The sequence below is a fragment of the Sulfurovum sp. genome (assembly GCF_049668085.1).
Classification (GTDB): domain Bacteria; phylum Campylobacterota; class Campylobacteria; order Campylobacterales; family Sulfurovaceae; genus Sulfurovum.
The window spans coordinates 1-12396 of the sequence record NZ_JBATIY010000147.1 but is presented as its reverse complement, the minus strand read 5'-3'; the positions used below and the strand labels follow the sequence as shown (position 1 = coordinate 12396).

The 12396-nt window shown below is 36.4% G+C and carries 11 protein-coding genes; 5 read left to right on the top strand and 6 right to left on the bottom strand.

The annotated features are described in order from the left end of the window. A partial coding sequence (locus tag WBM70_RS09155; RefSeq protein ID WP_424558205.1) for a hypothetical protein occupies window positions 1-504 on the bottom strand: 504 nt, incomplete at its 3' end. 223 nt (window positions 505-727) lie between these two features. On the opposite strand from WBM70_RS09155, the gene WBM70_RS09150 reads away from it, so the two are divergent. Further along, window positions 728-1909 carry a L,D-transpeptidase family protein gene (locus WBM70_RS09150; RefSeq protein ID WP_424558204.1) on the top strand — a complete coding sequence of 394 codons (1182 nt, stop codon included), beginning with the start codon at window positions 728-730 and terminating at the stop codon, window positions 1907-1909. Window positions 1910-2052: 143 nt separating this feature from the next. Then, window positions 2053-2274: a hypothetical protein gene (locus WBM70_RS09145; protein ID WP_424558203.1), complete on the top strand. Its 222-nt coding sequence runs from the start codon at window positions 2053-2055 to the stop codon at window positions 2272-2274. A gap of 530 nt (window positions 2275-2804) precedes the next feature. Here the strand turns inward: WBM70_RS09145 and WBM70_RS09140 are convergent. Further along, window positions 2805-4187, bottom strand: coding sequence for a mechanosensitive ion channel domain-containing protein (locus WBM70_RS09140; RefSeq protein ID WP_424558202.1), 1383 nt, complete (start codon window positions 4185-4187; stop codon window positions 2805-2807). 345 nt (window positions 4188-4532) lie between these two features. Here WBM70_RS09140 and trxA point away from each other — a divergent pair, with 345 nt between their 5' ends. Continuing rightward, window positions 4533-4904 carry a thioredoxin gene (trxA, locus tag WBM70_RS09135; RefSeq protein WP_424558201.1) on the top strand — a complete coding sequence of 124 codons (372 nt, stop codon included), beginning with the start codon at window positions 4533-4535 and terminating at the stop codon, window positions 4902-4904. A 39-nt stretch (window positions 4905-4943) separates the two neighbouring features. Here trxA and WBM70_RS09130 read toward each other — a convergent pair whose 3' ends face one another. From WBM70_RS09130 to WBM70_RS09120, 3 genes are all read right to left on the bottom strand, one after another. Continuing rightward, the gene (locus WBM70_RS09130; RefSeq protein ID WP_424558200.1) at window positions 4944-5228 is read right to left on the bottom strand and encodes a hypothetical protein; all 285 of its coding nucleotides are present in this window, start codon (window positions 5226-5228) and stop codon (window positions 4944-4946) included. Window positions 5229-5289: 61 nt separating this feature from the next. Further along, on the bottom strand, window positions 5290-7539 hold the full coding sequence (locus tag WBM70_RS09125) for a glutamine--tRNA ligase/YqeY domain fusion protein (RefSeq protein ID WP_424558199.1): 2250 nt from the start codon (window positions 7537-7539) through the stop codon (window positions 5290-5292). A gap of 426 nt (window positions 7540-7965) precedes the next feature. Continuing rightward, window positions 7966-8235, bottom strand: a complete 270-nt coding sequence (locus tag WBM70_RS09120) for a hypothetical protein (RefSeq protein ID WP_424558198.1) — start codon at window positions 8233-8235, stop codon at window positions 7966-7968. 155 nt (window positions 8236-8390) lie between these two features. On the opposite strand from WBM70_RS09120, the gene WBM70_RS09115 reads away from it, so the two are divergent. Both WBM70_RS09115 and WBM70_RS09110 read left to right on the top strand, forming a co-directional pair. Beyond that, on the top strand, window positions 8391-9311 hold the full coding sequence (locus tag WBM70_RS09115) for a helix-turn-helix domain-containing protein (RefSeq protein ID WP_424558197.1): 921 nt from the start codon (window positions 8391-8393) through the stop codon (window positions 9309-9311). A 622-nt stretch (window positions 9312-9933) separates the two neighbouring features. Beyond that, window positions 9934-10281: a hypothetical protein gene (locus WBM70_RS09110; RefSeq protein ID WP_424558196.1), complete on the top strand. Its 348-nt coding sequence runs from the start codon at window positions 9934-9936 to the stop codon at window positions 10279-10281. Between the two features lie 79 nt (window positions 10282-10360). Here WBM70_RS09110 and WBM70_RS09105 read toward each other — a convergent pair whose 3' ends face one another. Next, the gene (locus WBM70_RS09105; protein WP_424558195.1) at window positions 10361-12094 is read right to left on the bottom strand and encodes a protein adenylyltransferase SelO; all 1734 of its coding nucleotides are present in this window, start codon (window positions 12092-12094) and stop codon (window positions 10361-10363) included. Window positions 12095-12396 lie beyond the last annotated feature (302 nt).

The following is a 12396-nucleotide window of genomic DNA, read 5'->3' as shown; positions in this document are numbered from 1 at the left end:
TTCAAAAGCATGGTTACTCTCAAGCTCTATGTCCGTAAGAATAAGTGCCAAAGATGAAAGTCCCTTCCTTGCAACTATTTCCGTGTTTGGTTCAGGTTGCCATTTTTTTTCTTTTAACGTATCAAATCCATTATAGTTTGGACGGATACCTACTTTAATTTCACCATACTTTTTGTCCAAAAATGCAGTAAGTTCATCGGTAAATCTTTGCATATCCTCTTCTTTGATACCAGAACCCCAAAGCACTTCTACTTTGTAAAGCATTTTACCGTTTAATGTAAAATGAAGCGTGATCTTGGCTTCTGCTCCAAGAATATTTTCTGTAAAATAAATATCTCTACAAGTGCCGCTACATGTCGCACTTTTAAAGTTCTTGTTATATTCAAGACGATTTGCTTCCTGCACATTCTCAAGTGTCATTCCCGAATGCCAGCCATTAAATGAAAAAGCTGACAGGGAAGAGGAAGAAAGAATAAACACTAAGGCTAGTATAAACAACTTCACAAAAACTCCTTTTATATTTTAATATATGATAATTATTATAAGATTATTATATCATTTAAATGTATTATGCTCTATTACTGTGAAAAAAATGTGAAGATATATTGAATTTCATATATATTTTTACCGTTTTTGAATAGTTGAAGGCTTTGTTATCTGCTATACTTATAAATATTTTATTTGAACTTGGTTCTCATTCTGTATTAAATTCAAAGGTTACAGTATTATGAAAAAAACAATATTTATATTTATACTCATACATACATTTATATTTGCTTCAGCCCCTGATGAGGGTTTAAAAAACTACCAGGAAAGATATAGTCTGTGCCAGGGTAAGACAGACTACCAGATATCTCAATGTTTGTTAAACGGTAATCTAAACTACTCCAGATTCAGGGGAGATAAACATTCCTATAGAACGATCCGTAAAAGTGAGATACAAAACGCCCTACGTAATGGTGATATCTATCGTTATACAATGGATCTTATGCCACAGACAAAAAGATATACTGATTTAAAAAAATACCTGGATTACCTATACACTATCAGAACAGAATACACGCCGCCACAATTCAAGGGGGATGATGCAGAAGATATCATAAGGATTAAAAAAGTATTCAATCTACTGCAGTCTGCTAGACTTGAAGAAAATTCGGACTATAGCCCAGAATTTGAGGCTGAAGTTCTAGAATATCAAAGAAGAAATGGCTTGGAAGTTGATGGGAAGATAGGTCCGAATACAAAAAGAGCATTAAAGAGATCTATCTCAAGTATCATCACAAAAGTAAAAAAGAATTTGGTATGGGAAAGAATTTCAAGCCCAAAAGGTTCAAATTATGTCTTGGTCAATATTCCTGAATTCAAAATGCATTATTATGACGATAATGAACCCATATTAAATATGAAGATCGTTGTAGGTAAAAGCAAAATGAGAACTCCTGTATTTAATAGAAAAATGCAATATATCGTCAAAAACCCAAGATGGAATGTACCACCATCGATATATCGTAATGAGTATGCAGATAAATCAGAAAGCTATTTAAAAAAAGAAGGGTTCGCTTATAATAGTGAAGGAAAACTGTATCAAAAAGAAGGTGCAAAAAACGCTTTGGGTTTAGTGAAGTTTTTATTCCCCAATAAATATAATGTTTATATGCACGATACCCCTGCAAAGTCGCTATTTAATAAACATAGAAGAGCATTTTCTCATGGCTGTATACGATTGGAAAAACCATTAGCACTTTTAAACGAATTAGGATATGAATATGATACAGACAAGAATCAATGGGTCACTCTAGAGAATCAGATTCCAGTTTATGTAGAATATCATACCGCTTGGATAGATGATGACGGCATAGCCCAATTTAGAAATGACATCTATGGATATGAAAGAAAATTATTCAAATAGTGGTGTTTAAATAGGAAATGGATTCATATGAATAACATATAGAGTTCTAATACGCAGCAGATAGAAGCTGCGGTTAATATAGTTAAGACTAAACTTTAGGTAGCTTTAAGTATAATCTTCTACCTAAACAAAAAGGAATAAAAATGAGTTTTATAAAATGTTATCACACGGACGACAGTACTTCTGAAGTGTTTGTAAATTTGAGCTTAGTAGAAGTTGTATATATAGACCCGGTTCCCGGAGAAAAGCTTTATAACGTAAAAATAAGAGTAGGTGGCGTTGAGTACAATATGCTTAATGAGCTTGTTGATAACGGAAAAGCAGCAAATGCTTTACTTCAAGTGACAGGGCTAAAAGGCAAATAACATTCTGCCAACTTGATTTTCAGTTTTGTGGGTGCTACTGGTATTTTAAACGGATCCTGTACGCATCCCTTATGTAAGTCTTTGTTACGCTTGATAGAGCAGTATAGCAGTAGCCATATATGTAAAAAAAGTAGATATACTTATCATCAAAAGTATTTTATCGTTTAGTACCTCCTGTACTCTTTCTCCCATTTCTCACTCCCATGTTTTGATATGAGCAAATTATATTAAATAAATGTCAGAATTATGTCAATTTCATTTCAAAGCATCTACCGTCAATGATTGTTTTCATACAAGAGGTTGATCATCATTGTTGTAATAAGTATCTCTAGAAGGCTTGAGTATATTTGCTGAGAGCGTCGTTTATATGTATGGGTCGGGAGGAGACTAGAAATCAATGCCCTACCCCATAAATCCCTTATATATACGGGCATTGAAATTTAAATGGTTAGCTCAATTAACAACAATACCGCAGATACAAAAAGTAATTGCCTTATTTATTTTCATCTGCTTTCCTTTAAATATCTTGTTTAGTCTTTAGCAGGATCTAGGTGGATATCCATCTGTGGATAAGGAATCGAGATCTTGTTCTCATCAAAACGTTCTTTAACAGCACGGGTTACTTCCCAGTACACAGTCCAGTAGTCAGCTGTTTTAACCCATGGACGACATATAAAGTTTACTGAAGAATCTGCAAGTTCATGTACTTTGATCGTAGGTTCAGGATCTTTAAGTACCAATGGATGTTCTGCAAGGACCTCCTCCATAACCTTTTGAGCCTGTTCGATATCATCATCATAGCCTATTCCGAAGGTCATATCCACACGGCGTGTAGGACTGTGAGTCACATTGGTGATGATGTTTCCCCATATGGAGTTGTTCGGAACAACCATCAGTCTATTATCTGCAGTCACGATACTTGTAGATACCAGTGTCATAGACTGTACAGTTCCTATACTACCTGCAACATCTACAACATCACCTATATCATAAGGACGGTAAAGCATGATCATGATTCCGCTGGCAAAATTGCTGAGGGTACCTTGAAGTGCGAATGCAACAACGAAACCTGCAGCACCTACCATTGCCATAATTGGTCCTACATTTATGTCCAGTGCGGCAAGGGCAACAAGAAGTCCTACAAGCATTACCAGTTTATGGATGATGTTAGCGATAAAGTCATTTAGCAGTTTTGAATTGCTATGAGAAAGCTCAAGAGCTCTTTTTACACCTTTTCTGAATAGATTACTCACAAAAAAGGCAACTAAAATGATAACAATAAATTTAACCAGATTTATAAGCCAATGTATACCTCCCTGCTCAGACATAACCCATCCGTAAATAATTGTCCATGCAGATTCAGCATCGGTCACTTCTAAAGCAATACCACTTACACTATTTATATAGCGGCGATAAGGAAGTACTTTATCCAACTCATTACCCTTGATATCCACACCAATTTTGTCATTGATGTTTTCCAATACTGTATCAAGACGATTCACCATGAGCTGTCTTTTTTCGATAAGCTTTGTTTCCTTCTCAAGAAGAATACTTTTCTCTTCTTTTGCTTTATTAACTTTCTGCTGTATATCTTCCTTTTCCTCTGCTGTTGTCTCATTCGTATCCAGTGCCTTTAAGGCATCTATTTCAGCATTCTTTTCTTGTATGGAAAGCTTGGACTGATTCACTTTTCTTACTGCTTCTTTCAAGTATTTTAACCATCCATCGGCTTCGACGAAAAGTTCATCTGAAGTTAAATGATTGATCATCAGATTAAGCTGCTTGGATGAAATATCAGCATTTTCTGTACTTAATGCTACAGGTTCTTTAAGTGCCTCTTCAGCATAAATAACCGTCGTTGAGAGGAATGCTAAAGTAAGTAGAAACCCTGTCATTATCTTATTAAAACTCATTTTTTTTCTATCCTTTTTTATAATTTTATGAAGCATCGATCATTTATTCTAAATGATCAATAAGGTGAAGCAACCACTTTATACACTAAAGTGTCATATTCGTAAAAAAACCAATACCATTTATAACCACTGTCGTACATGTACTTAGCATCGTATATTTGATATTCGGTATAACTAATATCTTATGAATACTATCTAATTTAAGATAATAATCAACTGCTCACGGCAGCTTTAGCCCCCTGTAATGAACACCCTGAATTAGAACATTCATAATCTAAGTGATAACATTAAGTGAGCAAAAACAATCGCTATGTTATACTCCATTCAAATATAAAAGGACTAACTATGGCATGTATAGATCTAACAACAAAAGACTTTAACGAAACACTTGATAATAATGAAATAGTTATTATCGACTTTTGGGCATCGTGGTGTGGACCTTGTATACAGTTTGCTCCCATTTTTGAAAAAGTATCAGAAAACTACCCTGATGTCGTTTTTGCAAAGGTCAACACAGAAGAACAACAAGCTATATCAGGACAATACGGTATCCAATCTATCCCAACAATTATGGTAGTCAGAGATGGTATCATCCTACTTAATCAAGCAGGTTCCCTACCTGAAGAAGCCTTTGATAAGCTCATCACTCATGTTAAAGGACTTGATATGGATAAAATACGTGAAGAGATCGCTAAAGATGAAGAGGATGCTGAGTAACATCATTACTAGGCTGGTTATATAAAGCTACTAACGAGGCTATTCATCGTCCTCGTCATCTTCGAAATCACTGGGATCAAACTCTATTTTTACAGGTTCTTCTATCACTTCTTTGATATCACTGATATCTTCAGCAGAAATATTGAGGGCCATTGAGACGAATGAGGCTAAAGCATTATCATCTATAATTTCTTGGCATACTTCAGATGTGTTGTAAATGGTAAGTATGCCATCTTTTGTAAGTACATCTCTAGTGCCAATACCCAATTCTGCCGCTATATTATGCAAGTCTGGACGATTAAGGTGGACCCCGCTAATTTTCATTGAGAAGCCTTCTCTTATTTTTGATCCTGGATACATTTTTCTTCCTATTTCTTTGAGTTGATTATTTTAACTTTTCAGCCACAAGTTCATTCACTACTTTTGGGTTTGCTTTGCCCCCTGTAGTTTTTAAAACTTGACCGACAAAGAAGCCTAAAAGTTTGGTGTTACCTGCTTTAAACTTAGCGACATTATCTGGATTTTTAGCAATAACTTCATCAATAATAGGTGAAATTTTAGAAGGGTCACTTATCTGCACAAGTCCTTTAGCTTCAACGATTTGTATTGGGTTTTCTCCGTTTTTAGCCATCTGCTCAAATACTTGTTTTGCAATTTTACTTGAAATTGTCCCATCATCAACCATTTGAACAAGCTCAGCTACTTGTTTTGCATTAAATTCAAGCTCATTTGCTTGTTTCTCTTTGAGTTCTCTAGCCACTTCATTTGCCACAATGTTAGCAATAGTTACCGGGCTGTTATTGACGGATAAAGCATCTTCGTAAAAACTAGATAGTTTCTCATCACGCGCTAGTGTATTAGCTACTTCACTGTTCAGTCCAAGTTCACCAGTAAACTTATCAAATAGTGCCTGCTGAGATTCACTCATAGGTGCTACTTCACCATCTACTTGCACTTTTTTAGCTTGAGGTTCAGATGCAGGTTCAACTGCTTTTTTCTTTTTAGTCCAGGAGTCTTTAAGACTGACAATTTTATTAAACACAGGCTTTTCATCCGTGTAATCAATGGGATCAGCATAAAAATACCCTTGTCTTTCAAACTGGAATCTCTCGTCAGGTTTCTCAGTGATTACAGCTGGTTCTATAAGAGCATTTTGAATCACTTTTAAAGAATCAGGGTTGATATCTTCTACTCCCTCAGGGGCTTCATCTTTGAACAGTCTGTCATAAAGTCTTACTTCTACTACTTTAGCCTCTTTTGCACTTACCCACTGGATAGCACTTTTCACCTTGATACCACTCGTATCTGAACCACTTTTAGAGTCTGGATGATACTCTGCTTTTATCTCTGTGATATTACCATCAGCATCTTTGATCACTTCTTTGCAAGTAATGATGTAAGCATGTCTAAGTCTCACTGGCTGTTCAGGTGTAAGACGGTAATAGCCTTTTGGAGGGTTCTCCATAAAGTCATCACGCTCGATATAGATCTCTTTTGAGAACGGTATCTTTCTTGAACCCTCTTTAGGCACATCATGAGGATAGTATGGCGCATCGATCTCTTCAGTGCCCTCATAGTTTTCGATCGTAACTTTGAGCGGGTCAAGCACACATAGTACACGAGGCACTTTTGTATTGAGATCATCTCTTATACAAAATTCAAGCTGTGCAACATCAACCATTGAATTTGCTTTTGCTATACCTATCTGATCACAAAAATTCAAAATAGATTCTGGCGTATACCCTCTTCTTTTGTATCCGGCGATCGTAGGCATGCGAGGGTCATCCCATCCACTAACCTGTCCACTTTCAACCAGCTCTAAAAGCTTTCGTTTACTCATCACTGTATAGTTGATCCCCAATCTTGCAAACTCATGCTGGTAAGGTCGTGACGACGTTAACCCGAGAGTATCAAGTATCCAATCATAAATAGCACGGTTGTTCTCAAACTCTAATGTACAAATGGAGTGAGTTATGCCTTCAATATAATCAGACAGGCAATGTGCAAAGTCATACATTGGGTAAATAGACCACTCATCACCTGATCTATAATGATGTGCGTTCCTAATACGATACAGAAGAGGATCCCTCATTTTCATATTGGCAGCAGACATATCGATCTTAGCTCTTAGTACATGCTCACCATCTTTAAATTCACCCTTTTTCATTCTTTCAAAAAGGTCTAGATTTTCTTCAACAGAACGCTCAGCGTATTTGCTTCGTTTTCCTGGTTCCGTTACCGTTCCACGATATTCACGTATCTCATCTTCACTGAGACTATCAACGTATGCCTTACCCATTTTAATAAGTTCAACAGCATAATCATATAGCTTAGGGAAATAATCAGAAGTATATCGAACATTGCCATCCCAATTAAATCCAAGCCACTCTACAGCATCTTTTAGAGCTTCAACGTATTTCGTGTCTTCTGTAGTTGGATTGGTATCATCCATTCTAAGGTTACAGTGACCATGATAGTCATCTGCAATACCAAAATTGATACAGATAGATTTAGCGTGTCCAATATGTGGGAACCCATTAGGTTCTGGAGGAAACCTTGTCGCAACCTCTTTATACTTGCCTGACTTTAAGTCCTCTTCAACTATTGTGCGTAAAAAATCTTTACTCTCACTCATTATCATTAAACCTTTTTCTTTTGAAACTTTTATATGAGTTGTATTTTATCGAATTTAGTACTTATAGCATCTTAGAGTTATTATTTGAAGGAAAAAAGAAAAAATGAGAAAGCAACAATTGGGGATATTTTGCCATTTTTTAACGACAACTACCGTATTGCCGTCAATGACGTGTTTGACCTTAACCTCTGGAAGATCTTCTATGTGTTCTTTAACTTCAGCCTTTGTGCTCCAGTATATTTATGTGTTTTTCCTTCAGTATTTTTAACTAAAAGACCGATTAAAAAAAAGAGGAAAACCGCTATAAAAGTAATATTAATTCCATTGCAATCCTTTAATTTAATAAACTACAAGTATAAATGAATTATTCAATAAAGAGAGGTGGTAATATAGTTTTGAGAGTTCCCTATAAAAAATATAATTAGCCTATCCTCTTTTTATATTTTTCAAAATTTGTTCTGTAAGTGTATCTCTCTCCTTGAAGTTTTCCAATATATCAATCTTCATATTCTGTATAGCCTGCTCTTTTATTTGTGCCAGATCATGATAGTACTGCATCTTTATATCTGATCTAATATGGATATATTGCAACATATCAACAGCTCTATCATCCCAAGCATTTTCAAGAAGAGACAAAAGCTCTTCAGGGTTATTACTATTTGTATCTATCATTTTTTTAAATAATTTTAATGTCACTTTGGATCTCCTATCTATTCTAATATATGTACAGTATATGATGATTTAGAAATGAAGATAAGGGCATATCCAAAATAAAATATTTCTAAAAATGACCACCTCCATCTCAAACCATATCTTTGCTATACTTTTGTATATTGAAAAGAGGTGAACACTTGCAGTTTAATGACTACCTAAAAACCTGTCGTGAACGTTATGGCCTAACACAAGAGCAGCTTGTACAAGAACTCTATAACGCTAATGATGAGTTTTCAGGCTTGAATCCAAGTACATTAAGCAGATGGGAACGTGGTACTACTCGTCCTAGTCTATCAAGACAAGTAAGTATCATCAAACTCTTCAAAAAGTACTCTACGCACTTCTTTCCGTGCTTTTACGATATGGATAATGTTGAAGATGAACTCTGCAGGGTTGGGATACGAAATCTTATTGGACATTCTAAAGAACATATACTGAAATTCCCAACAAAAGCTTTTACTGTTGATGATATAAAGATTAGCCATATACGTAGTTATAAAGATCTGGATATCATGTTAGAAATGCCACATGCTATCCTTGCTGGACTGACCAACAACTTTTTTAACATAGATATAGATCATTTAAAATCCTGGGCATTACATCCTGCAAGTCTGTTTGTGATAGCAGAGCATGAAGGTCAATTCATGGGAGCATTTTTTACGCTTCGTTTAAAACCTGATGTATTTAAGAAGATCATCTCATTTGAGATTCAAGTAAATGACGTAACGGAAAATGACATAGCCACATTTGAAGAAGAAGCTTGTAGTTTTCCAATTGGTTTTTTTGCATACAATGAAAAAGTAGCATCACTACTCTTTCTTCGATATTATGCGCATCTGATAGCCAATCAAGACACTATCATTGAAGTAGGTTCAACACCCTTGCTTGATGGTGGGAGAAAGCTTGTAGAGGCTATACATCTCACCCATCTTAATGATTCAAATATAGAAAATGATACAGTAAGTGCCTACAGTGCTCCATTGGAAGATGTTCTCATTAATCAAGAGGTATTAAAGATGATCTTTCAGAAGCAGGAGTGTCCTGAAGATGACGATTAAGTGCATGTAGTTCAAGCTTATCTATTTCGTCATCTAAAGTCTTAATATGTTCTTGATATTCTTCTAAGGTATAAACCCCTAAACGGTAACTAAGGTATAGGTTCATGGATTTAACTTTTAGGGATCGTAGAGTTCTATTCATTTTATTTCAATTGACTTTTATTGGTCACAACAATTTGAGGAATTCCTCGATAAGAACTTATATTACCAGTGGCACATATTCTTTTGTTGTTATAACGTCTTTCAGGTGAATTGAATTTATGCCTATCAGACCCCCAAATGACTATTGTAAATTTATTCATTGTTTTCCTTTTCTTTTAAGCTGTCACAAGTATAGAAGAAATTTGGGAACAAGATAAGAGCATATAAAAAATATTTTTTTTCTGAAAATGACCGGTGAAGCATAAACTTATAATCTAACAAATTTTATAACATTTATATTATGAAATTTGTTAAAAATTAGATGTTACGTTTGATGATCGTGTAGAGTTTCAAAGTCTAAAAAAGTGATACAAAAGATTACTATCTTGGAACAAAAAAAGCAAATAGGATAAAATTTATCCTATTTAAAGCTATCTTTGATATAACAGTTAAAAAACAACATATACTAAAGGACATAATCATGACAAACAATGAAGTAACGTCTCAAAAAGAAAATAAAGCGTATGAGGTCATAACCTACACAGATGATGTAGCGTTTAACTACACCCTGCCTGGTGATGAAGAACCACAGACCATAGAACATGAACTAACCTTCATATGGGAAGATACGATTGAAAAGTTTATAGAAGAACATGGTGCCGATAAATCTTACAAGGTACATACCTTTAAACGAGAAAGAGAACAAAAAATGTTCATAGACCAAATAGAAGGAAGAGCTGACGACCTCATAGACGAAGTACAAGAAGAAATAGCCAACAAAATGAAGTTTGGATTTGAATTTACTGGACAACTGCATAATGACGACTAGATAATGTTACTTCATTCCATCGTCGTCGATTGGAGTGTAAACTTGTTGTTGTAATTTTAATTTAAGAATGCATCAAAAATCACGACGAACAAGTGACATGTGATATGCCGGCAATTTCAAAGTACTCAGAGGGCTTTTCTCTATAGTATTTCTCGTCTATCTCTTTAGATTGTTCCTCATATGGGTTTGTCATCACTTCTTGCAACTCTTTAATAAGTGTATAGTCTCCATTTGTGGCTTGTTGATAGGCAGGGACAAGAAACCACTCTCGCAAAGTGTATTTTGGATTAACCTGTTTCATTTGGTTTGAGAGCTTTTCACGGGCTTCAGGCGAAGTGGCATTGATGTCGGCGGGGTTTGTAGTATGAATGAGTGATTTCCATTTTTCTAGCCACTCTGACCAACTTTTTAAAATCTTTTCATCATAAAACGAATCATTATAAAAACTTTTTACAAGGGGACTTATATCTTCAGGTATCGTGGAGAGTTCTCGAAAGAAGATCGTATAATCGACAGAGGTTTCTATCATAAGCGGTACAAGTTCATTGAAGAGTGATGCATTAAAAGTTTTTAGCCCAAGCTTGGAAGCCCACATCTTTATCATTTGCCCCTGCATGACTCGGGCAAAGCCCTTTCGAATCTCATCCAACTGATCCAGAGCATCCTGATTCGACTCCAGGAGCGGCTTTAACGCCAAACAGAACATATTAAAATTACGCTCAGCAGCTTGAGGTTGATTTAAAAATGAGAAGTGCACTCCACCGCCCGTCCACGGCTGATATTTCGGGTCAAACATATCTATAAACCCAAATGGGCCGTAATCAAGGGTAAAGCCCCCTGCAGCACAGTTGTCGCCATTAAAATTTCCCTGACAGTAGCCAACACGAATCCAGTTTGCCACCAACGAAGTGAGTCGACTTCGAAACTCGTGTGCCAGTACAAGTACTTTCTCTTCGATTGGTAAATGCGCATCGATGACATCACTGTACTCACGATCGATCAAGTGCAACACCAGTTTTTCAAGCTCCTCCATCGCTTTTGGATGCTCATTTTTACGTGCACGACGACCGAAAAGTTCAAGTTGACCCACTCGAATAAACGAAGGGGCAACCCGTGTTGTGATAGCAACGGCTTCATCAATCATAACTTCGGGGTCTTTTGAGTACGATCCTCTTGTAAACCATGGCCGTTTTACCGTCTCTGTTTCTGAGGTGTACAGACTCAAAGAGCGTGATGTCGGAACGCCCAGTGCATGCATATGATCTTGTGCCAAAAACTCACGAATACTTGAACGCAAGACGGCACGACCATCAGCACCCCGGCAGTAAGGTGTTCTACCGCCTCCTTTAAGCTGCATCTCCCAGCGCTGTCCGTTGATCACCGCTTCAAGGATGGACATGGCACGACCATCACCATATCCGTTACCCGTTTTAAAAGGACACTGTTCATAGTATTCGGTTCCGTAGATGGAGAGTGCATACCCTGTTGCCCAGCCAAGTCGACGCAAGCGCTCGGGTAAGTGCGAAGTATCGCCGGAGAACATTCGCATAAAATCCTCTGATGTTGCTAAATTATCACTAAAGCCAAGCTCGCTAAAGAAGTTTTTACTATGCGCGATGTACTTGGGATCTTGGATCGGCGTAGGTTTCACAGGGACAAAATGTCCACTAAAGACTTGTCTCGGAGCGTGATCAAAACCGTCTTCAGTGGCTTCAGGGTCAGGACTTAGCGTGTCCACGAATGAATAATCTGCAAACAACGCGAGATCGGAGAGCGTCTCTACTTTTACAGAAGCTTTATTTGTTGATTTCATAGATTTTCCTTATTTTAAAAACGTACATATATGTGAAAATTACAACAACCATGTCCCTATATAACCCACTTGATCATAGGAATCTTCATCTTTATTCTGCACTATATCAAAGAAACATAAAACAAATGCACCAATGGTATAGTTACCCAGCCTATTCAACTACATATGTCACTTAGAATTAGATAAATATGGGGTGGATATTGTTAGGTATGGGAGTGAGAAAATGAACGTTGTGAACTATTTATGTGGGAGACATGACAGCAATGGCCTCCCCTATGAACACCCTATCTACAGCTAATCAT

Coding starts and splice junctions, on each gene's coding strand:
- WBM70_RS09150 (WP_424558204.1), top strand. CDS start 728: ATGAAAAAAACAATATTTATATTTATACTCATACATACATTTATATTT.
- WBM70_RS09145 (WP_424558203.1), top strand. CDS start 2,053: ATGAGTTTTATAAAATGTTATCACACGGACGACAGTACTTCTGAAGTG.
- WBM70_RS09140 (WP_424558202.1), bottom strand. CDS start 4,187: ATGAGTTTTAATAAGATAATGACAGGGTTTCTACTTACTTTAGCATTC.
- trxA (WP_424558201.1), top strand. CDS start 4,533: ATGGCATGTATAGATCTAACAACAAAAGACTTTAACGAAACACTTGAT.
- WBM70_RS09130 (WP_424558200.1), bottom strand. CDS start 5,228: ATGAAAATTAGCGGGGTCCACCTTAATCGTCCAGACTTGCATAATATA.
- WBM70_RS09125 (WP_424558199.1), bottom strand. CDS start 7,539: ATGAGTGAGAGTAAAGATTTTTTACGCACAATAGTTGAAGAGGACTTA.
- WBM70_RS09110 (WP_424558196.1), top strand. CDS start 9,934: ATGACAAACAATGAAGTAACGTCTCAAAAAGAAAATAAAGCGTATGAG.
- WBM70_RS09105 (WP_424558195.1), bottom strand. CDS start 12,094: ATGAAATCAACAAATAAAGCTTCTGTAAAAGTAGAGACGCTCTCCGAT.